The 25,448-nt window shown below is 66.9% G+C and carries 27 protein-coding genes; 10 read left to right on the top strand and 17 right to left on the bottom strand.

Going from position 1 to position 25,448, the window contains the following annotated elements; translation table 11 throughout:
• Position 1: 1 nt before the first annotated feature.
• The 3 genes from AC4EEV_RS06195 to AC4EEV_RS06185 form a co-directional block, all read right to left on the bottom strand.
• Entirely contained in the window at positions 2 to 1,138 is a 1,137-nt protein-coding gene (locus tag AC4EEV_RS06195; protein ID WP_491330390.1) for a COG1470 family protein, read from the bottom strand.
• A gap of 75 nt (positions 1,139 to 1,213) precedes the next feature.
• Positions 1,214 to 1,669: a hypothetical protein gene (locus tag AC4EEV_RS06190; RefSeq protein ID WP_285319306.1), complete on the bottom strand. Its 456-nt coding sequence runs from the start codon at positions 1,667 to 1,669 to the stop codon at positions 1,214 to 1,216.
• 266 nt (positions 1,670 to 1,935) lie between these two features.
• Positions 1,936 to 2,397: an Lrp/AsnC family transcriptional regulator gene (locus AC4EEV_RS06185; RefSeq protein WP_109044260.1), complete on the bottom strand. Its 462-nt coding sequence runs from the start codon at positions 2,395 to 2,397 to the stop codon at positions 1,936 to 1,938.
• A gap of 160 nt (positions 2,398 to 2,557) precedes the next feature.
• Here AC4EEV_RS06185 and pdhA point away from each other — a divergent pair, with 160 nt between their 5' ends.
• From pdhA to AC4EEV_RS06170, 3 genes are read left to right on the top strand one after another with little or no spacing between them, the layout of a single operon-like run.
• Positions 2,558 to 3,784, top strand: coding sequence for a pyruvate dehydrogenase (acetyl-transferring) E1 component subunit alpha (gene pdhA / locus AC4EEV_RS06180; protein ID WP_491330389.1), 1,227 nt, complete (start codon positions 2,558 to 2,560; stop codon positions 3,782 to 3,784).
• Positions 3,781 to 4,893 (top strand): alpha-ketoacid dehydrogenase subunit beta, encoded by a 1,113-nt coding sequence (locus AC4EEV_RS06175; protein ID WP_491330388.1) that lies wholly within the window; start codon positions 3,781 to 3,783, stop codon positions 4,891 to 4,893. The genes pdhA and AC4EEV_RS06175 overlap by 4 nt, the downstream gene beginning before the upstream one ends.
• Positions 4,894 to 4,895: 2 nt before the next feature.
• The gene (locus AC4EEV_RS06170; RefSeq protein ID WP_491330387.1) at positions 4,896 to 6,404 is read left to right on the top strand and encodes a dihydrolipoamide acetyltransferase family protein; all 1,509 of its coding nucleotides are present in this window, start codon (positions 4,896 to 4,898) and stop codon (positions 6,402 to 6,404) included.
• A gap of 40 nt (positions 6,405 to 6,444) precedes the next feature.
• Here AC4EEV_RS06170 and AC4EEV_RS06165 read toward each other — a convergent pair whose 3' ends face one another.
• From AC4EEV_RS06165 to AC4EEV_RS06145, 5 genes are all read right to left on the bottom strand, one after another.
• Positions 6,445 to 6,807, bottom strand: coding sequence for a hypothetical protein (locus AC4EEV_RS06165; RefSeq protein WP_240617667.1), 363 nt, complete (start codon positions 6,805 to 6,807; stop codon positions 6,445 to 6,447).
• A 178-nt stretch (positions 6,808 to 6,985) separates the two neighbouring features.
• Positions 6,986 to 7,615: a TMEM175 family protein gene (locus AC4EEV_RS06160; RefSeq protein WP_491330386.1), complete on the bottom strand. Its 630-nt coding sequence runs from the start codon at positions 7,613 to 7,615 to the stop codon at positions 6,986 to 6,988.
• A gap of 311 nt (positions 7,616 to 7,926) precedes the next feature.
• A complete protein-coding gene (locus AC4EEV_RS06155) occupies positions 7,927 to 9,174 on the bottom strand; it encodes an RNA polymerase sigma factor (protein WP_491330385.1) in 1,248 nt (415 codons plus the stop codon).
• Positions 9,174 to 9,509, bottom strand: coding sequence for a YciI family protein (locus AC4EEV_RS06150; protein WP_018760625.1), 336 nt, complete (start codon positions 9,507 to 9,509; stop codon positions 9,174 to 9,176). The genes AC4EEV_RS06155 and AC4EEV_RS06150 overlap by 1 nt, the downstream gene beginning before the upstream one ends.
• Positions 9,510 to 9,653: 144 nt before the next feature.
• Entirely contained in the window at positions 9,654 to 9,986 is a 333-nt protein-coding gene (locus AC4EEV_RS06145; protein ID WP_491330384.1) for a hypothetical protein, read from the bottom strand.
• Between the two features lie 704 nt (positions 9,987 to 10,690).
• Here AC4EEV_RS06145 and AC4EEV_RS06140 point away from each other — a divergent pair.
• Positions 10,691 to 12,139, top strand: coding sequence for an FAD-dependent monooxygenase (locus AC4EEV_RS06140; protein WP_491330383.1), 1,449 nt, complete (start codon positions 10,691 to 10,693; stop codon positions 12,137 to 12,139).
• 303 nt (positions 12,140 to 12,442) lie between these two features.
• Here the strand turns inward: AC4EEV_RS06140 and AC4EEV_RS06135 are convergent, their stop codons facing one another.
• Positions 12,443 to 13,180 carry a GAF and ANTAR domain-containing protein gene (locus AC4EEV_RS06135; protein ID WP_043423694.1) on the bottom strand — a complete coding sequence of 246 codons (738 nt, stop codon included), beginning with the start codon at positions 13,178 to 13,180 and terminating at the stop codon, positions 12,443 to 12,445.
• 143 nt (positions 13,181 to 13,323) lie between these two features.
• Between AC4EEV_RS06135 and AC4EEV_RS06130 the strand changes: the two genes are divergently transcribed.
• Positions 13,324 to 14,493, top strand: coding sequence for an acyltransferase family protein (locus tag AC4EEV_RS06130; RefSeq protein ID WP_491330382.1), 1,170 nt, complete (start codon positions 13,324 to 13,326; stop codon positions 14,491 to 14,493).
• Between the two features lie 51 nt (positions 14,494 to 14,544).
• On the opposite strand, the gene AC4EEV_RS06125 is transcribed toward AC4EEV_RS06130, so the two are convergent.
• The 4 genes from AC4EEV_RS06125 to AC4EEV_RS06110 all read right to left on the bottom strand — a co-directional run bounded on the left by AC4EEV_RS06125 (position 14,545) and on the right by AC4EEV_RS06110 (position 18,108).
• Positions 14,545 to 15,468: a cation diffusion facilitator family transporter gene (locus tag AC4EEV_RS06125; RefSeq protein ID WP_133830419.1), complete on the bottom strand. Its 924-nt coding sequence runs from the start codon at positions 15,466 to 15,468 to the stop codon at positions 14,545 to 14,547.
• Between the two features lie 3 nt (positions 15,469 to 15,471).
• The gene (locus AC4EEV_RS06120) at positions 15,472 to 16,179 is read right to left on the bottom strand and encodes a cation efflux transmembrane domain-containing protein (RefSeq protein ID WP_491330381.1); all 708 of its coding nucleotides are present in this window, start codon (positions 16,177 to 16,179) and stop codon (positions 15,472 to 15,474) included.
• Positions 16,179 to 16,502 carry an ArsR/SmtB family transcription factor gene (locus AC4EEV_RS06115; RefSeq protein ID WP_133830417.1) on the bottom strand — a complete coding sequence of 108 codons (324 nt, stop codon included), beginning with the start codon at positions 16,500 to 16,502 and terminating at the stop codon, positions 16,179 to 16,181. Before AC4EEV_RS06115 ends, AC4EEV_RS06120 begins: the two co-directional genes overlap by 1 nt.
• 70 nt (positions 16,503 to 16,572) lie before the next feature.
• On the bottom strand, positions 16,573 to 18,108 hold the full coding sequence (locus tag AC4EEV_RS06110; protein WP_491330380.1) for an LCP family protein: 1,536 nt from the start codon (positions 18,106 to 18,108) through the stop codon (positions 16,573 to 16,575).
• A gap of 200 nt (positions 18,109 to 18,308) precedes the next feature.
• Between AC4EEV_RS06110 and ftsW the strand changes: the two genes are divergently transcribed.
• Both ftsW and AC4EEV_RS06100 read left to right on the top strand, forming a co-directional pair.
• Entirely contained in the window at positions 18,309 to 19,553 is a 1,245-nt protein-coding gene (ftsW, locus tag AC4EEV_RS06105; protein ID WP_491330379.1) for a putative lipid II flippase FtsW, read from the top strand.
• Between the two features lie 28 nt (positions 19,554 to 19,581).
• Entirely contained in the window at positions 19,582 to 20,796 is a 1,215-nt protein-coding gene (locus AC4EEV_RS06100; protein ID WP_491330378.1) for an MFS transporter, read from the top strand.
• A 27-nt stretch (positions 20,797 to 20,823) separates the two neighbouring features.
• Here AC4EEV_RS06100 and AC4EEV_RS06095 read toward each other — a convergent pair whose 3' ends face one another.
• Together AC4EEV_RS06095 and AC4EEV_RS06090 are read right to left on the bottom strand one after the other, a co-directional pair.
• The gene (locus AC4EEV_RS06095; RefSeq protein WP_165837969.1) at positions 20,824 to 20,970 is read right to left on the bottom strand and encodes a hypothetical protein; all 147 of its coding nucleotides are present in this window, start codon (positions 20,968 to 20,970) and stop codon (positions 20,824 to 20,826) included.
• A gap of 329 nt (positions 20,971 to 21,299) precedes the next feature.
• Complete coding sequence (locus tag AC4EEV_RS06090; RefSeq protein ID WP_491330377.1) at positions 21,300 to 22,058, bottom strand: ANTAR domain-containing protein; 759 nt, start codon at positions 22,056 to 22,058, stop codon at positions 21,300 to 21,302.
• A gap of 217 nt (positions 22,059 to 22,275) precedes the next feature.
• Here AC4EEV_RS06090 and AC4EEV_RS06085 point away from each other — a divergent pair, with 217 nt between their 5' ends.
• A complete protein-coding gene (locus AC4EEV_RS06085) occupies positions 22,276 to 22,794 on the top strand; it encodes a MarR family winged helix-turn-helix transcriptional regulator (protein ID WP_109044268.1) in 519 nt (172 codons plus the stop codon).
• A gap of 62 nt (positions 22,795 to 22,856) precedes the next feature.
• Complete coding sequence (locus tag AC4EEV_RS06080) at positions 22,857 to 23,306, top strand: hypothetical protein (protein ID WP_240617671.1); 450 nt, start codon at positions 22,857 to 22,859, stop codon at positions 23,304 to 23,306.
• A 168-nt stretch (positions 23,307 to 23,474) separates the two neighbouring features.
• On the opposite strand, the gene AC4EEV_RS06075 is transcribed toward AC4EEV_RS06080, so the two are convergent.
• Positions 23,475 to 23,798: an aminoacyl-tRNA hydrolase gene (locus AC4EEV_RS06075; RefSeq protein WP_018760610.1), complete on the bottom strand. Its 324-nt coding sequence runs from the start codon at positions 23,796 to 23,798 to the stop codon at positions 23,475 to 23,477.
• Positions 23,799 to 24,001: 203 nt separating this feature from the next.
• Here AC4EEV_RS06075 and trxB point away from each other — a divergent pair, with 203 nt between their 5' ends.
• Positions 24,002 to 24,979 (top strand): thioredoxin-disulfide reductase, encoded by a 978-nt coding sequence (trxB, locus tag AC4EEV_RS06070; RefSeq protein WP_133830412.1) that lies wholly within the window; start codon positions 24,002 to 24,004, stop codon positions 24,977 to 24,979.
• Positions 24,980 to 25,005: 26 nt separating this feature from the next.
• Here trxB and AC4EEV_RS06065 read toward each other — a convergent pair whose 3' ends face one another.
• Complete coding sequence (locus AC4EEV_RS06065; RefSeq protein WP_491330376.1) at positions 25,006 to 25,347, bottom strand: thioredoxin domain-containing protein; 342 nt, start codon at positions 25,345 to 25,347, stop codon at positions 25,006 to 25,008.
• Positions 25,348 to 25,448 lie beyond the last annotated feature (101 nt).

Here is a 25,448-nt window from a genome sequence, read left to right as displayed (position 1 = left end):
CTCAGTTCCCCTGTCCTGATCCCGAGTACGTCAGCTGGAGGGTTGCGCCTTTGCAACCGTCCTGGTTCCTGGAACTGTCCAGCATCCCCACCCGCGGCCACGCGGACTGTGCCAGGCGGAGACCGGACAGCGAACTGCTGCCAGTTGGCGCCACCAGGGGGTATGGCCCGCTGTACTGGGTGACGGCGAAATCGGCCGGCGTGCACGCCAGGTTCTTCGCGGTGGCATCCGCGCTCCTGGTAACCCCCGCGATAGCTACGGACAGGTTGCTCAGGGAAACAGATTTGTTGTTCGGGTTGCTGATCTGCAGGTCCAGTGCGGCCGAGGTCCCGGGCGACAGTGTCCCGGGCACGTTCCCGGAGAGGGTGAACTGCTTGATGGTTGAATCCAAGACCAGTTGAACGTTCGCGTAGGCGTACTGCGACTTCCCGGCGGCGTCCTTTCCGGTCCCCACCAGGTACAGGTTGTAGCTGCCGGTTGGTGAGGCGGCCGTGGTTGCCACCTGGAGCGTGCTCGAATTTCCGGTTGTCGGTGTGGGAGAGAACGTTGCCGTGGCGCCGGCGGGCAGTCCGCCCTGGACGCTGAAGGAAACGGCGGCGGGAAAGTTGTTGCGGGCCAACTGCAGCGTGTAGACGGCGGTTGCCCCGGGCGGGACGGTGACGGAATCCGGTGTGGATGCCACCGAGAACGCGGTGGACATCTTGTAGTTCACGGTGAGGCTGGCGTCCACGCTGCCGGACACCTTGCCACTGGTTCCGGTAATGGTCAGGGCATTGGTCCCGGCCGGAGTAGTGGCGCCGGTGGTGGCGTTCAACGTTGCGGTCGCGTTGCTGCCGGAGGTCAGGGTGACGGACGACGGCGTGAAGGCGCCTGCCGCGCCGGCCGGGAGTCCCGCGGTGGCCAGGTTGACGGCTCCGCTGAATCCTCCGGTGGACGTCACCGTCACCGTGTAGGAGGCCGACTGGCCCTGCTGGACGGACTGGCTGGCAGGGGAGACCTGCACAGTGATGCCCGGCTTTGGATTGTTCGATGCCGCGATCAGCGCCCCCGCACTGCCCAGCAGCAACAGCAGCGCTATCAGCGCTGCCTTGATGCCGTTCCTTGTGCCGTGCCGTGATGGCCCGTCCTGCTTGTGCACCTTGTGCCCCCTTGTTCCTTGGTGCAGACGACGGCAAGCCGGGGGCGGATTGCGCCGCCCCCGGCCAGCTGTTGGCTAGTTGCTTCCGACGGTCACGGTGATGGTTGCGCCCTTGCAGGCATCCTGGTTGACCGTTGCACTGTCAGTCAGGGTCAGGGTTCCGGTGCCCAGGGCAGTGGCTGTCGCGCCGGCAGGAACGTTGGTGGCGCCGGTGGGAGCGGTGGCCGTAAACCAGGCAGGCAGGCAGCCCTCAACATCGGTAGTGACGACGGGGGTTGCCAGCGTCACTTGGGTGTTGCTGGCATTGGGGTTGGCGGCGGTGTAGGTGATGTTCTTAGGCGTGCCTGGGGCAACGCCCGGCGCCACGGTCACGTTGATGGTGACGGGGCTGGTGCCGGAGGAGGCTACCGCGGAGCCGTTACCACCGCCTGTGGTGCTCCAGTAGGCGTACGCGGCACCGCCACCGACGGCCACCAGGGCGATGGAAGCGGCAGCTGCGGCGATCTTGTTCTTCTTGGTCATTGGGCGCATGGAAAGACTCCTTGTGTGTGTGATTGAGAACCCGTTCCCCCATAGGTGGCTCCATCGAGGTGCCTTCCGGTGGATCGATGACCCAATATTTGCGAACGCAATAGGGCGCAACAACACGTAGTGGTACCCGAATTTCCAGCGACTGGAATTGACCGCTACTTGGATCGGCGGGCGGGTACTCGCACGGGTGGGCAACGCCCTGCCCTGTGCGTCGGCGTCACCTCCCGGCGCCGACGGCAAGGGGTGGTCGGCGACTTAGCCCGCTTCTACCGCGTATCCACGTCCTCGAACACCAGGAAAGTCTGCGTATCCAGGACGCCCGGCATGGTCTGCAGTTGGTCGAAAATGACCCGGCGAAGGTCGATGTTGTCCACGGCCCGGACCAGGAGGATCACGTCGAAATCACCGCCCACCAGGGCGATATGGTGCACCTCCGGGATGGCGCCCAGCTGGTCCCGAAGTTCCCGCCAGGAGTCCTGCTTCAGCTTGAGGGTGACATAGGCCGATGACTTCAGCCCTGCCTTGATGGGGTCTACCAGTGCGGTGAAGCGGGTCAGCACCCCGTCGCCGGTCAGCCGGGCGATCCGCGAGTAGGCATGTGCCCGGGAGATGTGCACGTTTTCCGCCACCTGGGTCACGGACATCCGTCCGTCCCGGGTGAGCTCACTGATGATCCGGCGGTCAATGTCGTCCAGCGGGACCTCGGCTGCAGCATCCTTGCCCGGCATTTTGTCCACGGCTCCCGTCGGTAATCCACGTCACAGTTACAAATCGTCTCCCATAGTAGGCGCTTTGAAGCAGCTTCTCCACGATTTGCCCACCCGGTAGATACGAAACCTGCTGCGGGACCATACTGGGAGCGAATAGTGGCAACCGAAGGACGGACCAATGACGATCTCCGCAGACCACACCGCGCCGGACACCACCAGCACCGAGCCAGCAGGAAACGCGCTGACCGACGCTGTGAAGAAGTTCGGCATCACGGTGGAGGACTACATGCTCCCCGCCCGGCACCAGATCCAGATGGTGGACCCGGACGGCCGGCTCATCCCCGAAGGTGAGCAGGGCACCCAGCCCGGCCACGAATACCCCGTGCCCGGCGACAAGGAACTGCTGGCAGCCTACGAGCAACTCGTCGTCGGCCGCCGCGTCAACGACCAGAACTCCGCCTTGGTCCGCCAGGGCCGGATGGCCGTCTACCCCTCCAGCCACGGGCAGGAAGCCTGCCAGGTTGCCGCCGCCCTGTGCCTCTCCGACGCCGACTGGATGTTCCCCACCTACCGCGACGCCGTGGCCGTCATGACCCGTGGCGTGGACCCGGTGCAGGTGATGACCATTTTCCGCGGCGACTGGCACGGCGGTTACGACCCCCTCGAAAACAAGGTGGGCATCCAGTGCACCCCGCTGACCACCCAGCTGCTGCACGCCGTCGGGGTGGCCCACGCCGCCAAGCTCCGCGGCGAGGACACCGTGGTCCTGGCCATGTGCGGCGACGGCGCCACCAGCGAAGGCGACTTCCATGAGGCCCTCAACTTCGCCGCCGTCTTCCACCTGCCGGTGATCTTCTTCGTCCAGAACAACAAGTACGCCATCTCGGTGCCGCTGGCGCACCAGTCCGTGGCGCCGTCGCTCGCGCACAAGGCCGTGGGCTACGGCATGGCCGGCGAGCGCGTGGACGGAAACGACGTCGTGGCGCTCCTGGCCGTCCTGGACCGCGCCGTCAAGCTCGCCCGTGAAGGCTCCGGCCCGCTGCTGGTGGAAGCGAACACGTACCGCATGCAGGCCCACACGAACGCCGACGACGACACCCGCTACCGCGAAAACAGCGAGGTTGCCGAGTGGCGGGCCAAGGACCCGGTCAACAGGATGCGCACGTACCTCACGGACCGCGGGTTGTTGGACGACGACGGGGAGGCCCGCATCAGGGAACACGCCGAGGCCGTTGCCGCGCAGCTCCGCGAAGGCCTCAGCGAGGACGTTCCCGTCGACCCGCAGGAACTGTTCCGCCACGTTTTCGACCGGCAGACACCGCAGCTGGCGGAAGAATCCGCCATGCTCGCCGACGAACTCGCCCGCGACGCAGCTGCTACCGATTCACAGGAGGCCGGCAAGTGAGCCCCACCATCACCACCTCGTCCGAGGCCAACGGCAACGTTTCCGCCGCCACCGCCCGGGCCGCAGCCTCCGCGGCGGCGTCCGCCGAAGCCGCCGGCCCGCAGCCGGTCACCATGGCCAAAGCCCTGAACACGGCGCTCGCCGACGCCATGCACGCCGACTCCTCCGTCCTGGTCTTCGGCGAGGACGTGGGCATGCTGGGCGGCGTCTTCCGCATCACCGACGGCCTCACCGCCACGTTCGGCGAACAGCGCTGCTTCGACACTCCGCTGGCCGAATCCGGCATTGTGGGCATGGCCGTCGGCATGGCGATCAACGGGATGCGCCCGGTGATCGAGATGCAGTTCGACGCGTTCGCGTACCCCGCGTTCGAGCAGATTGTCAGCCACGTGGCCAAGATGCACAACCGCACCAAGGGAGCCGTGAAACTGCCCATGGTCATCCGCATCCCGTACGGCGGCGGCATCGGCGGAGTGGAACACCACTGCGATTCCTCCGAGTCCTACTACGCCCACACCGCCGGCCTGAAGGTGTACACCCCCGCCACCGTGGCGGACGGCTACCGGATGCTCCGCGAAGCGATCGACTCCGACGACCCCGTTATCTTCATGGAGCCCAAGAAGATGTACTGGACCAAGGACCAGGTGGACTTGGGTGAGCTGCGCCGCGAACACGCGGAAGGCACGACGACGGGACGCACCTCCGAAGGCCGGGCCGCCGTCGCCCGTCCCGGCACGGACGCCACGCTAATTGCCTACGGTCCGTCCCTCCCCACCGCGCTCGCCGCCGCCGAGGCCGCCGCCCTGGAAGGGCGCTCGCTGGAAGTGATCGATGTGCGGACGATTGTGCCGTTCGATGATGAGACCGTGTGTGAGTCCGTCCGCAAGACCGGCCGGGCCGTGGTGATCGCCGAGGCCCACGGCTTCGCGTCCGTCTCTTCCGAGATCGTTGCCCGGGTCCAGGAACGCTGCTTCCACTACTTGGCCGCGCCCATCCGCCGGGTCACCGGGTTCGACGTCCCGTACCCGGCGCCCAAACTCGAGAAGTACTACCTGCCCGGCGTGGACCGCATCCTCGACGCCGTCGACGACCTTCAGTGGGAGAACTGACCATGAGCCAAGCACGTGTGTTTTTGTTGCCGGACCTGGGCGAAGGCCTGACCGAAGCCGAACTCGTTGCCTGGCACGTTTCGGTGGGGGACACGATTGTTGTTGACCAGCCGATCGCCGAGGTGGAAACCGCAAAGTCCGCCGTCGAGGTTCCGTCCCCGTACGCGGGGATCGTCACCGAGCTGCACGGGAAGCCGGGGGAGACCCTGGACGTGGGGAAGCCGCTGATCTCGGTGACGCCGCTCTTTACTGGTGTCGCCGGTGGGGCTGACGCGGATGACGCCGCCCCCGCCCCTTCGCCGGACGACCATGCTGCAAGCAGCATGTCGTCCGGCTCAGGAAGGCCCGATGCCACTCCCGGGGCGGCATCATCCGCGCCAGCTGCCTCAGAGGCGGCAGCCGAGACTTACCGGGAAGAGGAGAAGGCCGGGTCAGGGAATGTCCTGATTGGTTACGGCACTCCCGGGGGTCACGGCGTTGCCCGGCGCACCCGTGCTCCCAAAGCCTCGCTCTCGGTGGTTGAGCCTGTCGAAACCAAGCCTGTCAACACCACCGAGGACGACCTCAGCCTCCTGCGCACCCGCGTCCCCGGCAGGCTCGGCGCGGTGATTTCACCGCTGGTCCGGCGCATGGCCCGGGAGCACGGCGTCGATCTCGGCGGCCTCCAAGGCTCCGGCGACAGTGGCCTCATCATGCGCCGCGACGTCGAAGCGGCCATCTCCACCCCGGCGGTCGAGCAGGCGGAAACCAGGCGCACCCCGGTGGTTGAGCCTGTCGAAACCAAAACCGCAGACCCCCGCACGGGTCTCGCCGTCTCCGCCCGCACTCCTGTCCGCGGTGTCCGGAAGGCAGTGGCCGCGAACATGGCGCGCAGCCGCTCGGAAATCCCGGAAGCGACCGTGTGGGTGGATGTGGATGCCACGGCGTTGATGGAGCTGCGGGAAGGACTCAAAGCCAAGGGTGGGGAAGCTCCGGGCCTGCTCGCCTTCATCGCCCGGTTCGTCACCGCCGGGCTGAAGAAGTACCCGGAACTGAACACGCGGATCGAAACGGCTGAGGACGGCTCGCAGGAGATCGTCTCATTCGACGGGATCAACCTCGGCTTCGCGGCCCAGACCGAGCGTGGCCTGGTGGTGCCTTCCGTCCGCGGCGCCGAGAAACTCAGCGCCCGGGAACTGGACGCGGAAATCCGCCGCCTCACGCAGGTGGCCCGGGACGGCAAGGCGACACCCGCCGAACTCGGCAGCGGCACCTTCACCCTGAACAACTACGGCGTATTCGGCGTGGACGGATCCGCTGCGATCATAAACCACCCGGAGGTGGGCATCCTCGGGGTGGGCCGCATCATCGACAAGCCCTGGGTGGTCAACGGCGAGCTCGCTGTCCGCAAGGTCACCGAGCTCACCCTCACCTTCGACCACCGGGTGTGCGACGGTGGCACCGCCGGCGGCTTCCTCCGCTTCGTGGCGGACGCCATCGAAAACCCCACGTCCTTGCTGGCGGACATCTGAGCTCCTCCACGTTCGACGAGCGCCGCCGGTAGGTTGGCCCTTAGCCGGCCAGCCCTCGGCGGATGTTCCTTATGTGGAGGTAGGCCATCAGCACCAGCAGGGGAGTGTGGATGGCCGGAAGGTTGTGGGCGAACCATTTCGGCAGGTAGATGTCCGTGACCGAGCCGGTTTCGGCGCCGTACCGTTTCGCGAGGCCGGTGAGGGGGCAATGGAATCCGTTGGCGGCAAATACCAGGGTTTCGGCGGCGACCACTGCCGCCGCCATGCCGACGCGCTTGTCGGTCCGCCCGGCCAAGCCGGTGACGAGCACGTAGACGACGCATAGCTCAATCGACAGCCACGCGAGAGTGTGGACTGCCTTGATTGCTGCCACGGCGGACGGATTGTGTTTCGTGGCTGTCACGTTGCCACGGCTTCCCATCGTGACCCCGGGGCTGCTTCGGGAGTCCCCTCGGCAGCCAGCGCGGTGTCCTTGGCCATTCTGCGTTTCCTTTCGGGCGGGATGCACTGGCACCTGCTGGTACCAGTGCATCTCCGGGGATGGTCCCGGACCAGAGGAATAGGTCCCGCCGAAAGGAAACCTAGGGCGTGGTGTGGCCGGGGAGGTCCTGGCTGTTGGCGTCGCCGGGCTGGTGGGCGCGGTACACGAAGTGCTCCACGCGGCGGTCCGGGACCAGCCAGATCAGCGCCACCACCGTGTACACGGCGATACCCAGGAGCGGCTGGGCGAGGGTCAGGGCTATGCCGACGAGGTAGATCAGTGGCGAGGCCTTGCCTTTCCAGTCGCGCCCCAGGGCCTGGGCGACGGCCCCGGTTTTGCCCTGTTCGCGGATGAGTGCCTGCTCCAGGATGTAGAAAGCGATGGCTGCGGCGAGAAGGTTGATGCCGTAGACCAGCACCGGCACCTCTACGAACCCGGACTCATCCATCCACCGGGTGGTGAAGGGGAACAGGGAGAGCCAGAACAGCAGGTGCAGGTTGGCCCAGAGGATGGCACCGTTGACGCGGTCCGCAATCTGGATCAGGTGGTGGTGGTTGTTCCAGTAGATCCCCACATAGACGAAGCTGAGCAGGTAGCTGAGCAAGGTGGGCAGCACCCCGGCGACGCCATGCCAGGTGGGCTCCTCAGGTACTCGCAGCTCCAGCACCATGATGGTGATGATGATTGCCAGCACGCCATCGCTGAACGCCTCAAGCCGGTTTTTGTTCACAGTTCTGCCCTCCGTCAGAAGCATAATGCCCGGTCGCTGGCTTGGGCACCGGTCGCTGCCATGTCAGACGCCGGTCGCGCCCCGCCGTCGAACGCCGTGCCTTTTTTCGATTAGGGTCTTTACGCCCTAGCCGGAGGTCACTAAAGTGATTTAGGTCATAGTCCGGATGGGCGCCCGGGGGCGTCCGGGAAGGGGGAGTGCATCAACACCGACCACTATCGGAAGCCAAGTGACAACCACTACGTTGAAAGCCCCTCCTAGGAGGGGCTTTCCCTTTGCCGCGGGCCACGGCGAACCGGCAACTGGCGGCGTCAGCCGGCCAGGCCGGACAGGCGGGCACGGAGGAAACGCTGCTCGGCTTCGTTGTCCGTCAGGATCAACGCCTCCTCGAACGCCACCCGCGCCTCATCCGGCCGGCCCAGCCGGACCAGGAAGTCACCGCGCGCCGCAGCCAGGTACGGGTACCTGGCAAGCTGCGGCTCGGCGCCAAGCGCATCGAGTTCTGCCAGCCCCTCGGACGGCCCCACCGCGAAGCCCAGGGCGATGGCCCGGTTGAGCCGGACCACGGGGGAGGGCCACCGCTCCATCAGCAGGTCGTAAAGGCCAAGGATCTCCTGCCAGTCGGTGCCGGACCAGGACCCGCTCTCGTCATGGACGGCAGCGATGGCTGCCATGAGGACAAAGCGGCCGGGCGGCCGGGACGCCAGCGCCTCGCGCAGGAGCGCCACTCCTTCCGTGACGGCGTGCCGGTCCCACTTGGACCGGTCCTGGTTCTCCAACAGGACGAGGTCCCGGTTCCCGTCCATCCGGGCATCCCGCCGCGCCTCTGTCAGCAGGACCAGGGCCAGGAGCCCGGCCACATCGGGGTCGGCAGGAAGCAGTTCACGCAGCAGCCGGGCAAGCTCCGCGCCGCGCTCGGCAAGGTCCCGGCGCATCAGGTCGGCTCCTGACGGCGCCGTGTGCCCGGTGGTGTACACGAGGTACACCACCGACAGGACTCCGTCCACCCTCTCGTGCAGCTCGTCCGCCGACGGCACCCGGTAGGGGATGTGAGCGGCCGTGATCTTCTTCTTCGCCCGGGTGATGCGGGCCGCCATGGTGGCCTCGGGGACCAGGAACGCCCGCGCCACCTCGGCCGTGGACAGTCCGCAGAGCAGCCGCAGCGTCAGGGCCACCCGTGCCTCAAAGGGAAGGGCAGGGTGGCAACAGGTAAAAATCAGCCTCAGCCGGTCATCCGGAATATCGTCCCCATCTGTGAACCCGCCGTCGTCGTCCTCACGGCCAAGGAGCTTGGGCAGAGCCCGTTGCGCCGTTGCCGCACGGCGCCGCATATCCAAGGCCCGTCGTCGTGCCGTCACCGTCAGCCAAGCCCCGGGATTGCTCGGGATGCCGTTCCCGCCCCACGTGGACAAGGCGCTGGCGTACGCGTCCTGGACGGCTTCCTCAGCGGCGTCAATGTCCCCGGCAACCCGCACCGTGGCCGCCAGCACGAACGCCCACTCCCGGCGGTGCGCATCGGCAACCGCGGCAGCAACCTCCGAGCCGGCGGCCCGCGCCATCAGCTGACCACCCGGACCGGCCACACCTCAACCCCGACGCCGGCGGGCACCTCCTTGCCGATCTGGAGCGCTTCGTCGAGGTCGGCCGCCTCCACCAGGTAGTAGCCGCCCAGGGTCTCCTTCGACTCGGCAAAGGGGCCGTCCGTCACCACGAACCCGCCGGCCCCGTCGCGGCGGATGGATGTCGCCGTGGAGGACGGGTGGAGGGCGGCGCCGCTGATCAGGGACGCTCCGCGGCGTTCCATGAACTCCTGGTAGTTGGCGCTGATCGACTCGCCTTCGGCCTGCCTGGTCACCGCTTCGTCCTGGTAAATCAGGATCAGATACTTGGACATTTTGAACTCCCTTCGCTTGTCAATAAGAGCCCACTGTTGGAGCCCCTACCCATACGACGCGCAGGGGAAGCCCGGATCGACAACGCTCTAAAAAAAGTTCGCCCGGGCAGCGGAGTTTATGCCGCCGCCCGGACGAGTGTCCGCCTAGCCCAGCTCAGCGCAGATGTTCCGCTGCGTGCCTGACTGCTGCTGGAAGGGCTGGGTCAGGGTGTAGTTGCTGTCAGTGGTGTACTTGACCACACCGGTGTACAGGATGGTGGACGGTCCGCCGAGGTCAACCTTGTCGAACAACAGGACCAGGTTTGCGCCGGACAGCGACCACGTAATGTCGCCGGTGTCGATGTCCGTGGCGCTCCTGGTGACCGAACCCTTCGTGCCGAACGTTACTGACTTTCCGGATTCGGCATTGGTCACCGTGATGGTTGTTCCACGGCCGGCGACGACGGTGTAGATGATTCCGTCCTTGATTCGTGTCATGCGGACGTCCTGTGTCCCACCGGTCGAACTGAGCGTGACGTCAAAACCGGGGCACGCAGGATACGCCGGGACCGGCGGGGCGGCCTGGACCGCTTGTGGAGCCAGCAGCGCCATCGCTGCCAAGAGCGTCGCCAGAAGCAGGCGCACTAGTATTTTCCTCATTTTTGGTTTCTCCATTTTTGCCTGAATTGAGCAATGTGGTTGGCGCACCACCAAGACGGGGGAGGAGACCGTTCGCCATGCAAAGTCGGGGCTATGCCCTGTGTGCAGCACCGGAACGGCGCTGTGTGGCGTCCATGGCCGCTGTGCGGCCTACGCCACAGCGTACGGAGGATCGGTGTGGCGCAAACAGTCTTGACAGGTGTAAAGGCGGGTGAATTCGGCGTAAACGGCGTGCCCATTGGTCGATGACGCACGCGCGTCCTGGGGGCGGGCCGTTCCGCCCGGCGTAAAGGAATCGTTAAAGTTTCGGCCGAAAGAGCAGCCGGCGGGCTGTGCCGCAGGCGCCGGCAAGTACTTTGGACGCAGTGCCGCCTTCTCAGGGACCCCCAACCTGGAGAAGGCGGCACGCCTGCTTTTGGGGCGGCAGTCGTCCCTGTATTTCCAAGGTACCGCGCTCCGGGGGGCTTGCCGCAAGGCCCCCGGGCTGACGCATACTGGGTGCCGCATCCCGGCTGGCGGGTGCAGGAACGGGCGGGGACAACATGCATGATGTGGTGATAGCGGGGAGCGGGCCCACGGGGTTGATGCTCGCGGCGGAATTGCGCCTGGCGGGCGTGGAGGCGCTGGTGCTGGAGCGGCGGCCGTCCCAGGAGCTGGCCGGCTCCCGCGGCGGTGGAATCCACGCGCGAACCATTGAACTGCTGGACCAGCGCGGCATCGCGGAGCGGTTCCTTGCCGAGGGCAAGACCGTTCAGGCGGCAACGTTTGGCGCCACCCAGCTGGACCTGGCCGGCCTGCCCACGCGCCACCCGTACACGCTGGCCCTGTTCCAGAACCACATCGAGCGGCTGCTGCTGGGCTGGGCAGAGGAGCTGGGCGTGCAGGTCCGGCGGGGCGTGGAGGTCACCGGCGTGGTTGCGGACGACGACGGCGCCGACGTGCAGCTCGCCGGCGGCGGACCCGTGCGGGCCAGGTTTGTGGTGGGCACCGACGGCGGACGCAGCGTGGTGCGGCGCTCGGCGGGGATCAACTTCCCCGGCCCGGACGCCACCCGCAGCAGCCTCATCGCGGAGGTGAAGGTGGCCGGCGAACCCGTGCAGCAGGGCACAGTGGATGCCCGCGGCATCCACGGGCTGTACCCGATGGGGGACGGCATGGTCCGGGTGGTGGTGACCGAAGGGGAGCTGGGTCCCGCCACCGAGCCCACGCTGGAGGACCTGCGCCGCGCTTTGACCGATGTGTTCGGCACGGACTTCGGCGTGCACAGCCCTGCCTGGCTCTCGCGTTTCACGGACGCCACCCGGCAGGCGGAGTCCTATCGGAAGGGCCGCGTCCTGTTGGCCGGCGACGCCGCCCACGTCCATTCCCCGACCGGCGGGCAGGGCATTGGCCTGGGCCTCCAGGATGCCGTGAACCTCGGTTGGAAGCTGGCGCAGGTGGTCCGCGGAATATCCGGGGACCACCTGCTGGACACCTACCATGCCGAACGCCACCCGGCAGGCGCCCGCGCGCTCAAATACACCATGGCGCAGTCCCTGTTCCAGAAGGCCGATCCCCGGCAGGAGGCGCTGCGGGACCTGCTGGACGAGGTCCTCCGCCGCGATGGCGCCGCCGATCCGGTGACGGCACTGGTCACCGGCCTCGACGTCGCCTACGGTCCTGGCACGGGCCACCCCCTCGTGGGGCGCCGGATGCCCGACCTGGATATCGCCACCGTTGGGGGATCCGTGCGGATTTGTGAGCTGTTGCACCAGGCACGGCCACTGCTGCTGGAACTTGGCGGTGCCGGCCTGGACGCGGGTGCGTGGACTGGACGGGTGCGGCAGGTTTCCGGGACGTACGACGGCGCGTGGGAGCTCCCGGTGCTGGGCGTGGTGCCTGCACCAACGGCAGTGCTGGTGCGTCCCGACGGCTACGTGGCCTGGGCCGGCGGGCACTCGGCGTCGGGCCTGCCGGAAGCGATGGCGGAGTGGTTGGGTCCAGCCCGCTGAATCCTTGCATGATCTTGACAGAAAATTGTGCGCTTGCACGCTGTTGCCGGAAGGCAGGTGCTTGTAGGCTGGCCCAAGGTCAGGCAGACGGCCAGCAACGCACCGTCTGAGGATATCCGTGACCGCTCTCCCCACAACACCCGAGCCCCTTCCGGGCGTGCATCCGCCTCCCCCCTAGCTGGCGCGGATGTGGCCCAAGGGAAATCCATGATTCGGGGGTGGGCCACATCCACGCCGTACACTCCGGGAGTCAGCAGCGTCGCTGGCTCCCGGGCCGGCGGGGAACGCCGCCGGCGTGCAACCTCAATCCTCGAAGTAGGCGGCTGTGGGCTGGGAGCCCGTGAACCGGTCCACCAGCGACTGGGCAAGATCGTTGAGCTTTTGGTTCCGCGTGTTGGAGGCCCGGCGGAGTACTTCAAACGCCTGGTCCTTGCTGCACTGGTTTTGCGCCATGATGATCCCGCAGGCCACGTCAATCGCGGTCCTGGTGTCCATCGCGGCCTTCAGGTGCTCGGCACGCTGGTCCGCGGACGCTATCCGGATGGCCAGGCGCAGGGCCATGCCCGCCATGTCCGCAAACCGTACCGCCTCGGACACCGCCCGCTCACTGAAGAGCCCGCTGGCGGGTGCGAAAAAATCCAGGACGGCCCCGGCGTCGTCCTGCAGTTTCATGGGCACCCCCAGCGCGCTGGCGATGCCCGCGGCTGCGAGGGCCTGGCGGTACTCGGGCCACCGGGGGTCGGAGTCCACGTCACCCAGCAGGACGGGGACGCCGGTCTCCAGCGCGTCGACGCAGGGCCCGTCTCCCAGCGTCTGCTCGATCCTGTCCAGCACCACCGCAGTATCGCTGCTGCCGCCAATGGTGGCCGTGTGCTTGCGGCGGCGCAGGGTCACGGCGCATTCAATAGGCGTGCCGGTGGTGTCCGTCATGGTGGCCGCCGCAAACGTGGTGATGGCGTCCAACACGGATTTGATGTCTTCCGTGCCGCCGATCAGTTCGACGAGCCGCTCGAAATCTTCTGCCATGTCCTGGTCCACCATGTGTTCAATGTAGAAGGCGCGCCGGCCGGCCACAAGCCACGATGTTGGGCCCCGTTTTCAGCGTCCGCCCAGCTTCCACACAGGGCAGTTATGGAAACGTTATATATGCTTGCTTAGTGGTTTTTAGGTCAAGCAGTGGAATTTTGTCAGCCGCGGAGCGCCCGGCCTTGCCCGGAACGGGGCTCATCGCCGGGCGCAAGCATGCCCTGGACGGGCTCCGCACCATCGCCGTGGCGGGAGTGTTCTTTTTTCACACGGCCACCGATCTTGTCCCCGGGGGATCCATCGGCGTCGACGTCTTCTTCACGCTCAGCGGCTTCGTGATCACGCTGCTGATCATGAAGGAGTGGAGCACCACCGGCCGCCTCCACCTGGGCATCTTCTACGCCAAGCGCCTGGCCCGGCTCTGGCCGGCGTTGCTGGCGCTCTGCGCGGTGATCCTCGTGGCAGGCCTCCTGTTCCCGGCCTCGGGCTGGGGCGGACAGGCGGGGTTCGTCCTGCCGGCCGCGGCCTACGTGATGAACCTGGCGCACTTTGGCGTGTTCGGCGACTCCATCGCCGGGGAAACGCTGGGCCCCACCTGGACCCTGGCCGTCGAGGAGCAGTTCTACCTGGTGTGGCCGCTCCTGCTGCTGGTGATGCTCCGGTTGTGGAAGGTCCGCACCGTCGCCTTCGCCACGCTGGCGGTGGCCGGCGCGTTCCTGCTGAACCGGATCCTGCTGGTCACCGAGGGCCAGCCGCTGGCCCGGATCTACAACGGCCCGGATACCCGCGCCGACGAGCTGCTGATTGGCTGCGCACTGGCCCTGCTGTTCACCTCCGTGCGGACCGGCTCCCGGCTGCACGGTGGGTTGGTGTCCGTGGCCCGCTGGGGAGCCCCGCTGGCGGCCATTACTCTGGCGGCCGCCCTGTTCCTGTTCCTGGAACCTGACAGACCTGGCGTGTGGTTCACGGTTTTCTGGGCTGCCGGGCCCGCGGTGCTCGCCCTGTTGTCAGCGGTGCTGATAGGAGCCTTGGTGCTCGAGCCGGCAGGGTTCCTGGCGCGGATCCTGAGCCACCCGTGGCTTGCCAACCCCGGCCGCGACCTGTCGTATGCGATGTACCTCTGGCACTTGCCGGTGTACCTGTTGCTGATGCGGCTGATCCCGGCGTTGCCCCTCCGGATCGCGTTGACCGCGGTCCTCACCGTGCTGGTGGCGTACGCGTCGGTCCGCTTTGTGGAGCGGCCGCTCCGGCAGTGGGCCAACGCAAAGCTGGAACCCGCCGTCGAGCCGGTACCACGGGAACGCACCAAGGAGCCGGTGGCCGCCTGAGCCACTCTGCTCCCGGCGGCCGAAGGCCCGGCCGGCAGGCGGCCTGTGCCGTCAGTGCTGGATGCTTTCCTGGTCGCGGTGCGCAGCGGGTTCGATCTGGAAGGTGGAATGCTCGATGCTGACGTCGAAGTCCTTGGCCACGCAGCGTTGCAGGTCGGCCAGGATGCTTGCCGAGTGCCCGTCGCGCATGCACTGATCCTGCACGGTGACGTGGGCGGACAACACCGGAACGCCCGAAGCCACCAGTGAAGCGTGCAGGTCGTGGACGTCGATGACGTGCGGCAGGGCCAGGATGTGTTCCCGTACTTTGGCCAGGTCCAGGCCCGGGGGAGTACTTTCCATCAGCACGTTCACTGTGTCCCGGAGCAGGCTGAGGGTGCGCGGGATGATCAGCGCACCGATCAGCAGGGACACGACGGCGTCCGCCCGGGTCCAGCCGGTCAGGGCGATGACCAGTGCTGCCACGATCACCGCGATGGAACCCAGGGCGTCGTTGAGCACCTCGAGGAACGCGGCCTTCATGTTGAAGTTGTGGTGACGGCCGGAGGCGAGCACCAACAGCCCCACCGCGTTGCCGGCCAGGCCGATGACGCCGAACCACAGCATGAGGGAGCCGCCCACCTCGGGAGGGGCAAACAGCCGGCGGATGCCCTCCACAATGACGAATCCGCCCACGCCCAGCAGCAATGCGGCCTGCCCGGCCGCGGCGATGATTTCGGCGCGCTTGTAACCCCAGGTGCGGGTGTGGGTGGCAGGCTTCAGGGCGAGGGATGCCGCAATCACTGCAATGAGGAGCCCGGCGGAATCGGTAAACATGTGCCCGGCGTCCGCCAGCAGGGCCAGGCTCCCGGTCAGGACCGTTCCGAGGATCTCGGCCAGCATCACGGTAAACGTGATGCCGAAAACCAGCAGCAGCTTTCCGCGCTGGCCGTGGTGGTCGGCTCCGCCGTGGGAGTGGCTGTGTCCGCTGCCCACGGGTCAGCCTTTCCTCATGGTGGGCATGCCCAAGGACTGCGGAGCCGGCCCGCAGCAGTCGTCGCCGGCCGGGTCCTGCTCCGCGTGCGGAACCGCGCAGCAGGGGTCCCCGCGCCACGCACTGATGCCTTCACGGACGGCGATTGCCGCAATGACCAGGGCGGCCCCGGCATCCGCCCACCACCAGCCCAAGGTGCTGTTCAGGACCAGGCCAACCAGCAGCACGGCGGAGAGGTAGGTGCACAGCAGGGTCTGCTTCGAATCGGCCACTGCCGTCCGGGAGCCGAGTTCGCGGCCGGCACGGCGCTGGGCCCAGGACAGGACGGGCATGACGGCCAGGCTCAGGGCCGCGATGACGATGCCGGGACCCGAGTGCTGCGCTTCTCCCGCGCCTGCCAGCGAGCGGACGGCGTCAACGGCCACGAACGCGGCAAGGGCAAAGAAGGAAACGGCGATGATCCGCAGCGTCAGGTGCTCGCGCCGCTCCGGGTCCTTGGCGGAGAACTGCCAGGACAACGCCAGTGCGGACGCCACCTCGATCACCGAGTCCAGCCCGAAGCCGATCAGGGCCGAGGAGTCGGCCACCCCGCCCGCCCACAGCGCCACGGCGGCCTCGATGACGTTGTAGGTGATGGTGGCCGCTGCAAAGAGCCGGATCCGGCGGCTGAGGACCCGCCGGCGTTCCGTGCCGGGCATGTGGAGTGCTGTCATCACGCCACGTTCCCGTCGGGGCCGCAGCAGGTGGGGTCCACGGCCAGGACCACGTTGATCAGGTCCGTGATGGCGTGGCCGATCCGGGCATCCGCGAGCTCGTAGCGTGTGCGCCGGCCGTCCGGAACAGCAACCACCAGGCCGCACCCGCGCAGGCACGCCAGGTGGTTGGACATGCTCTGCCGTGACACGCCGAGGCTGTCCGCCAGGTCCGAGGGGTACGAGGCTGCCCCGGAAAGCGCCAGGAGGACACGGGCGCGGGTGGGGTCTGAGACCGCGTAGCCGAACCGGGCCAGCACGGGAGCCTGCGTGAGGGTTTGCATGATCCCAAAGTACATAGCTGGCTGTATTCAGGCAACTGTGTACTTTGGGACTGCGACGGCCCCCGGGTTGCTAGTAGCCGGAGGTGTTGGTGGCCTGGCAGGTCTGGTCGCTTCCGGTCTGCGCCACCACGCTTCCGGAATCAGCTGACGACGGCGGTGTGGCGGGCTTGGTGCCGGTCACGAAGTCGGTGCCGGCAGAGAGCTGCACGCCCTGGATGTTGGCCACCTGCTGGACGCTGCCGGCCGGCAGGCCGAACAGTGCGGCGACGTCCGCTGCCACGTCTTCATACCCGGCGCTGTAGTAGACCATGGTCTGGGTGCGGACGGTGGCCTGGAGCTTGGTCACCTTGGTGAAGCCGGCGTCGGCCAACAGGCCGGCGATGGCAGTGCTTCGGGCCGTCACGCCGGTGCCGTTGGCAACGGATACCGGCTGCAGCGCCTTGTCGTAGGCGGGTGCCGCGGGTGTCGCGGGTGCCTGGGTGGGGGCGGCGGTGGCCGGCTGGCTCAGGTCCGGATTGCTGCGCAGTGCAGCGAAGAAGTTGGCGGCCGCCGGCTCGTCCAGGGCCAGCCTGTTGGGGTCCTGCGGCGCCGGGACGGTGGGAGTGGTGATGAAGTTGACGCTCGCCGGATCGATGTTCTTCAGCCGGTTGGCGATGGTCAGCAGCGACGGCACGGAGGACAGCCCCGAATCCACGGTCAGGTTCTTGGTGACCGTATCAGCGATGGTCAGTACCTTTTGCGGGTTGCTGAGTGTTCCCTCGGACTTGAGTTTGCGGGTCAGCGAGGCCAGGAATCCCTGCTGGGCCTTGATCCGGCCCAGGTCCCCGCCGTTGGCGAAACCATGCCGGGTGCGCAGGAACGCCAGCGCCTGTTCACCCTGCACCTGGGAGGTGCCGGCGGGCAGGTGCAGCCCGGAATCGGGATCGTCCACGGCGTCGCTGACACATACGTCCACGCCGCCCACCGCGTTGGACAGTTCCTTGACGGCGTTGAAATCGGCCATCATGAAGTGGTCGATCTCCAGGCCGGTGAGCTTGTTCACGGTGTCCACTGCGCAGCCGATTCCAGCCTGCTTCATGGCGCTGTTGATCATGGCGCCCTGCTGTGCGGGATACTTCTGGCCGGTCTTCGGGTCCGTGCAGGCCGGGATGTTCACCAGGAGGTCGCGGGGAAAGCTCACCACGTTGACGTGTTTGTTGTCCGCCGAGATGTCCAGCAGCATCATTACGTCGGACTGTCCGTAGCCGGAGGAATCGTCCGCGCTGCCGTACTCGCTGTTGTTCCCGCTCCGGGTGTCCGAGCCCAGCACCAGGATCTGCATCCGGTCCGTGCTGTCATTGACCGCACCTTCGGTGCGTTCGCCACCGGCGGTCAGCGCCGCGGTGCTGATGTTGGACTGCAGGCGCCAGGCCCAGTAGCCGCCGAACGCCAGGACGCCGAGGAGGAGCACGGAGACGACGGCGACCACAGCCTTGACCCAGCGCGGGGCACGGCGGCGGGGCCTGCTGTGGCGGAAACTGGCGGCGTACAGCTCGCCTTGGCCCGGATAGGCAACGGGAGTGGAGCCTTCCTGTTCCGGGCCGGGAGATTTTCTGGAACCGAACACGACGAAATGACCTTCGGGAGGGGACAGGTTTCCGCTACCCTACAGGGCCAAGCTGGCAATTTCCCCAGAATGCCGGTTTCCCGGCCGCGCCGGTGCGGTCCCCGGGCGGCGGGGGCGTACTCTTTTTTCTCGGCGGTACCCGCCCCGGAGATGGGCCCGGCCGTGGAGGAAGCCCGGGGTGCAGGCTGAGGAACGGACAGATGGATACAGGTCAAAAACAACGCAGCGCGGCCCGCCCTGCCCGGCCCGGATGGGGACGATTTACTCTCTGGCTGGAGGATGACTCGCCGGGTCGCCTCCGGCCGCTGATCCTGGCCGTGGTCCTCACGCTCTCGGCGATCGGGCTCGTGGAGGTGGCGTCGGCGTCGTCCGTGGAATCCGTGGCGGCAGGAAACAATCCGTACGATCTCCCGCTCAAGCAGGCCATGTGGACCGTTGCAGGCGTGGTGATCATGCTGCTTCTGGCCCGGATGCCCGTGCGGCGGATCCGGCGCCTGGGCTGGCCCATGCTGATCGGGTCACTGGCAGCGCTGGTCCTGGTGTTCACGCCGCTGGGCATGTCCGTGAATGGCAACCGGAACTGGCTGAGCGTAGGCGGATTCACCGCCCAGCCCTCCGAGTTCGCCAAGCTGGCGCTGATTGTCTGGGCCGCGGCCATCCTGGACCGGAAACAGGCCCTGCTGGCGAACTGGAAACATGCGGTGGTACCGCTGGGCCCCGCCGGCGGGCTGATCATGATCATCGTGGCGTTGGGGCACGACCTCGGCACCACCATGATCATCATGTTGATCCTTGCCGCCACCATGTTCTACGGCGGGGTTCGGATGAAGGTGTTCTCCGTGGCCGGCCTGATCTGCGTTGTGGCCGCCCTGGTCCTCGCGGCAACCAGCGGCAACAGGATGGGCCGGATCTCGTCCTGGCTGGGCATGGGTTCGGACGAGGACGCCCAGGGCATGGGTTACCAAGCGCAGCACGGCGCATACGCGCTTGCCTCCGGCGGCTGGTTCGGAGTGGGCCTGGGGCAGAGCCGGCAGAAATGGAATTGGATCCCGGAAGCCCACAACGACTTCATCTTCTCCATCCTGGGCGAAGAACTTGGGCTGGCCGGCACCCTCCTGGTCCTCGGGCTGTTCGCGATCCTTGCCATCACGGTCTTCAAGACGATTGCCCGCACCACGGACACCTTCTCGCGGATCGTTGCCTGCAGCGTGATCACCTGGATCCTGGGGCAGGCGGTGATCAACATCGCCATGGTGAGCGGGTTGCTGCCGGTCATCGGTGTCCCGCTGCCGTTCATCTCCTACGGCGGCTCGGCCATGGTCTCCTCCCTGGCCGGCATCGGGGTGATCCTGGCCGTGACCCGGCCGGAACATCCGGACACCAAGTCCCCGGCCAAAGCTGCCGCCCCGGCGAAGCGGGTGAGGGAACACGAACACCAGCGGTAGCGCCGGTAGGGCCGTTCCGGGAACGCCCATGACGGCTGTCCGCTTCATTGTGGCCTTCGGGATCGTCAGTGCCCTGATGGACATGGTGTACGAGGGCGCGCGGAGCGTCACCGGGCCCTACCTGGGCGCCCTGGGTGCCTCGGCGCTCCTCGTCAGCGTGGTCACGGGGGCGGGTGAGGCCGTCGCCCTGGTCCTCCGCCTGCTGTTCGGGCGCCTCGCGGACCGGCCGGCACTGCGTTGGTCCCTTGCCATCTCCGGCTATGCCCTCACGGCGTTGTCCGTGCCGCTCCTGGGCATCAGCAATGCACTGTGGATCGCCTGCCTCCTGGTCCTGGCCGAACGGCTGGGCAAGGCCGTGCGGAGCCCTGCCAAAGACACCATGCTGGCTGAGGCCGGTTCCGCCTTGGGCCAGGGCAAGGCCTTTGCGCTGCACGAAGCGCTGGACCAGGTGGGAGCACTGCTGGGGCCCCTCCTGGTGGGGGCGGCGCTCGCCCTGACGGGAAGCTACGGGCCGGGATTCCTGCTGCTGGCCATCCCCGGGCTGGCGGCCATGCTGTTGCTGTTCTGGCTGAAGAACAAGGTGCCGGACCCGGCCGCCTACGAGACCGTCCCGGGCCAGCCGCCCGCGGAACACGCCACCCCGCAGGCCGATGCCCGTCCTGGGGCTCCACCCGCACCGCCCGGCAGGGCTGCCCCGTTGCCCCGGCAGTACTGGATTTACGCCGCGTTCAGCAGCCTCACCATGTTTGGCTATGCCACGTTCGGGCTTCTCTCGTTCCACCTGGTGCAGGCCGGACTGCTTCCGCCCGCGCTGGTCCCGGTCCTCTACGCGGTGGCCATGGGAGTTGACGCCGTGGCGGCCCTGGCCTCCGGGTGGCTCTTTGACCGGGTGGGCCTGAAAGTCCTCGTGGTCCTGCCGGTGCTGGCCGCAGCAGTCCCGTGGCTTGGCTTCAGCAACAACACAATGCTCGCGGTGGCGGGGGTGCTGGTGTGGGGAGCGGCCATGGGGGTCCAGGAAAGCACCATGCGGGCCGGCGTCGCGGGGCTGGCACCCGCAGCCCGGCGGGGGAGTGCATACGGGATGTTCACTGCCTGTTACGGCCTTGCCTGGCTGGCGGGAAGCTTCCTCATCGGCCTGCTCTATGAACAATCAATTCCGGCCTTGGCGGTGACCATCACCGGGGTGCAGGCAGTGGCCCTGGTGATCTTCGTCGTCGTCCGTCCGCACGCCGGCAGGCCATAAGCCGGCCGGAGGAGGCGCCGAAGGGACTCAGGCGACGGCACTCTCAATCTCGGGGCACTCACTGCAACGGACCTCCGCAACCAGCGAGCCGGCGTCGTCCTTGCGGAAATGCGTGACGTGCTTAGTGGCCCTGCCGCAGGTGGGGCAGTAGCTCTGGCTTTGTTTTGTCCACATGCATGAATAATACGGAACGCCCCGCCAAAGGGAAGATCGGGGAACCGAACTATGTGGATGCCCGCAGCTGATTTTCATCAGATCTTGACCAAACCTGCTGGCGATCCTTCGGGAAACGCTGAGACTCGGCGCGTAGCTTGGGCTCATCAGGCAGTTTCAGTGGCATGGACGGAGCGCAGGGCAATGACCATTACAGATTACTTCGTGGCTCTCGGCGGCATGTTGGCTTCCCTCGGAGCTGCCGGGCTCGTCGCGGCCGGGCTCATCCGGGCGCGGGCGCGCCACTAACCCCTCCGGGTACCGGTACGCCGCTGCCCTTCCGGTAGTCCTCAGGCAAACGCCGGGGGCTCAAACCGGGTGCCCGCGGCGCCGCTGGGCATGGTGCTGAGGATGCTGTCCGCAACGCTGCGGACCTTGAGGTTGCGGTGCCGCGACGCCCCGGCGAGCCTGCTGAAGGCCTCGGGGTAGGAACAGCGGTTTTGTGCCATCAGCACACCGCAGGCCACATCGATGGAGGTCCTGCTCTCCAGCACCTGCTTCAGGTTGTCCCCGGAGCGGATGACGCCGTGGACGTCCAAGGCCAGCTTCAGGCTCTGTGAGGCCACCCCGGCAAACCAGGCCGCCTCGTTGGTGATCCGGGTGATGAAGGCGTAGTTGCCGTGGGCCAGGAACACCAGGGCTCCCGACGATCCGGGCCTCAGTTCGAGGGGGAGGGCCAATGCCGCTCCGTATCCGCCGTCCAGCAACCGGTGACGGTACGCCTGCCAGCGCGCGGCGGAGCCCGTGGGGTTGACCACCACGGGCGCTGACAACGCCACGCCCAGCGCTGTGGGCCCGTCCCCGTGTTCCTCCTCGGCCGCCGCGAAGCGGGCTGCTCCCGGTGTGCTGCCGGCACCGGCGGCGTAGGTTCGCTGCCTGTGCAGCACGGCGCCGCACTCGATCGTTGAGCCGGCCGTCGTACTGAGCCACCTGGCCCCTGCGTCGGCGAGCGTCTGCAGGGAGCCGGCGTCGTCTTCGGTACCTGTTATCAGGTCCAGCAGGAACCCTTGCCGTTCGGGTCCCCTGTTATGCGCCGGGCCAACCGCCACCCCGCACCCCCATTCAAGTCGTACCCAGTGGCATCGGCCGCCGCAGGTTTCCTTGCAATTTATTGGGTGGCCAGGGCGCGTGCACGAGTAGCCGGTACTCTACTTTTTCCGGCGGCCGGCGCAGGTACTTGCCCGGGCTCTTCGGGAACCGGGCCGGCGGATGGGCTACGATAGATTCGTTAGACAGCCAAGCAAGTAGGATATCGAAGGAATTCGCATGAACCCGCATGGTGCAAGCGAAGGCTACTCGTACCCCACCCTGGAAGACACAGAGCCCAGGGCCGTTGATGTGATCAACGCCCTCCGGGAGTTCCGCACATCCGAAACCGCCATGCGCCGGCGCACCCGCTCGTCGCCCGCAATGGGGGAGACCGATCTCTTGGCCCTGCGGTACCTCATTGACGCAGAAGCCGCCGGCGTGGGCGTACGCCCCACGGAACTGGCAGGCCGGCTGGGAATCACCTCGGCCTCCATGACCACGCTCGTGGACCGGCTGGTTGCCAGCGGCCATGTAACGCGTGAACGCCACCCGTCGGACCGCCGCGCCATCATTCTCCGGCCCGCACCCGGAGCCGACGAGGAAGTCCGGCATAACCTCAACCAAATGCATAAGCGCATGCTCGAGGCCGCCGAGTCCCTGTCGCCGGAGGAAATCAAAGCGGTGATGCACTTCCTGATGCGCATGCGCGAGGCGGTGGACGCCGTCAACATGGCTCCGCACATTGGATCCCGGTAGACAACGAAGTAATCCTAGTTAGACTAGCTACATTGTTAGTGAACTATCGGATGGTGGATCGAATGACTGCAGTACTTGAACCTCAGGCGGCCGGGCACTCGATCCCGGTGACGATAGACACCGAGACTCCCGCCCGGCCCGCGGAAAGCGTGGCGCTGGACATCACGGCACCCGCGGCCCCCATGCATTGCGGCGTGGAAATGACGGCCTCCCCGGTCCCCATTGCTTCCCTCGGCTGGGCTCCACTTGAGCTCGGCTCCTCCGAATGGTCATGTGCCTGCGGGTACAGGCTGGATAGCGAACCTGCCGGAGATCCACTGGAAGCGGTCCGACTGGCCTCCGCGCGGGTGGAAAGCATCCAGTGGGAGCTGGATGCCGCGCAGGAGGGGTTTGCCAACGCCGTGCGCGGCGCCTCCCGGCTGGGTGCCGCGCCGGACGCCCTGAGCGACGCGGCGGGCCTGACCCAGCTGGAACTCCGGGAGTTCCTCGCCGGCAGCGACCGGCTGCTGTAGGTCCAGGAGCTGTTCGACCCGAAACTCCCGGAAGAAAGCCATGACGTCACGAAGTGCAGCCACCCGTCTGTTCGGGTGCAGCTGCACTTCGTTGGTTAAAGCGGGAGAGGAAAATGTGGCCGGCCGGCTCTGGCCCGATCAGGGGGCGCGGCGAGCGGCCGGGACGGGCTATGCGGCCTGGCGGGCAGGCGTCGCGGAACGATGCCGCCGGTCAGCCAGCACGCTGATGGTGCAGGGTGCCTGGCCGGGATCGATCTTGGCCGGCAGGTGCCTGGACCGGGCTGCGGAACGGAGCATTTCCAGCGCATCCTCATCCACCCAGGCGCTGGAGATATCAAGCTCCAGGTCCAGGCCCCCTTTGAGGGAGTTGGCACGCTTGGCCACGACATAGAGTGCGTTGATGCTGTGGATGGTGATATGCCCCTTTGCAATCACCTGGGCCTTGCTGTGGTCCAGGTCAATCCGGACCACGATATTAAGCTTCGAATTCACGTTGTAAAGCCTTCCCCGGCATTGGCTGCGACGCTGCAGCTTCTTGCATGGCCTGTTTGCTTAAGCCTCAACCAGAGTAGGGACAGAATGTGATGTGCGCAACACTGCGGCCTTTATGACATCGAAGCGATCGTTGGCCCTCCCGCTCTGATCCGTGATGTGATCAAGGCACGCCCAGTAGCACCGCCTCCGAAGGACAACCCATGAGCAAAGAACAGCTGATCATTATCGGTTCCGGCCCGTCCGGCTACACCGCCGCCATCTACGCCGCCCGCGCCGGACTGAACCCGCTGGTCCTGGCCGGCTCCGTCACGGCCGGCGGTGCCCTGATGAACACCACCGAAGTGGAGAATTTCCCCGGTTTCCCGGGCGGCATCCAGGGCCCGGAGCTGATGGACGGCCTGCAGCAGCAGGCGGAAAAGTTCGGCGCCCGTATCGAGTACGACGACGCCACCTCCGTTGAGCTCAAAGGCCCCGTCAAGCGCGTGGTCACCGGCGGCGGGGAGACGTACGAGGCGCAGGCGGTCATCCTCGCCACCGGCTCCGCCTATAAGGAACTCGGCCTGCCGGAGGAGAAGAAGTTCAGCGGCCACGGCGTCTCCTGGTGCGCCACCTGCGACGGGTTCTTCTTCCGCGACCAGGACATCATCGTCGTGGGCGGCGGCGACTCCGCCATGGAGGAAGCAACTTTCCTGACCCGCTTCGGCAAGACCGTCACTGTGGTGGTCCGCAAGGGCGAACTGCGGGCCTCCCGCATCATGGCGCAGCGGGCCAAGGACAACCCCAAGATCCGGTTCGCCTGGAACTCCGCGGTCAGCGCCATCCACGGCGACGGCAAGGTCACCGGCGTGACCCTCACGGATACCCGCACCGGCGAAACCCGGCACCAGGACGCCACCGGCATCTTCGTGGCCATCGGGCACCTGCCGCGGACCGAACTCGTGGCCGGCCAAGTGGATCTGGACGAGGAGGGCTACATCAAAGTGGATGCCCCCACCACCTGCACCAACCTCGCCGGAGTCTTCGCCTGCGGCGATGCCGTTGACCACCGGTACCGGCAGGCCATCACTGCGGCCGGCACCGGCTGCGCGGCTGCCCTGGACGCGGAACGCTTCCTGGCAGCCTTGGAGGACGCAGCCAGCATCGCGACCGCGCTGGTGGAGGAACCGACGCACAACTGAGGCAGTCCGGCGGCGGGCCCCCGGGGTCAGACCACTTCGGGGAGCCTGCCCGTTAATACAGAGACCGGAGCGGCAGACCAGCGCTCGCGTTCGGGCTCGTAGGAGATCACCATCGACGCGTCGTTCTCGCGAGCCTCGTCGATGGCGAGCAGCAGGGCATCCTCCATGTGCCGGGCATACTCCAGGCGCTCCTGCAGGGAACCCTGCAGGCCGGCGTCGTCAATCAGCACGTGGCCCTTGCCGTCCACAATGACCTTCAGTGAATACCCGCGGTCCTCGTGCAAGGACCCCCGGGTGGACGCAATCTCGGTGACCCGGTCTGCCCGGACCAACCCGTTGCCCAGAGTGCGAACCCACACTTCACCCATGAAATGACCTCCCCTTGGCGGTGGGCACGAATCAGCGCCCCATAAGGCGAACGCTACTCCTCGCCGGCCCTTTTGTGACCCCTGTATTTTTACCGCCGGGA

The sequence above is a fragment of the Pseudarthrobacter sp. MOO14 genome, assembly GCF_058267675.1.
This window is presented reverse-complemented; position numbering and strand designations above follow the sequence as displayed.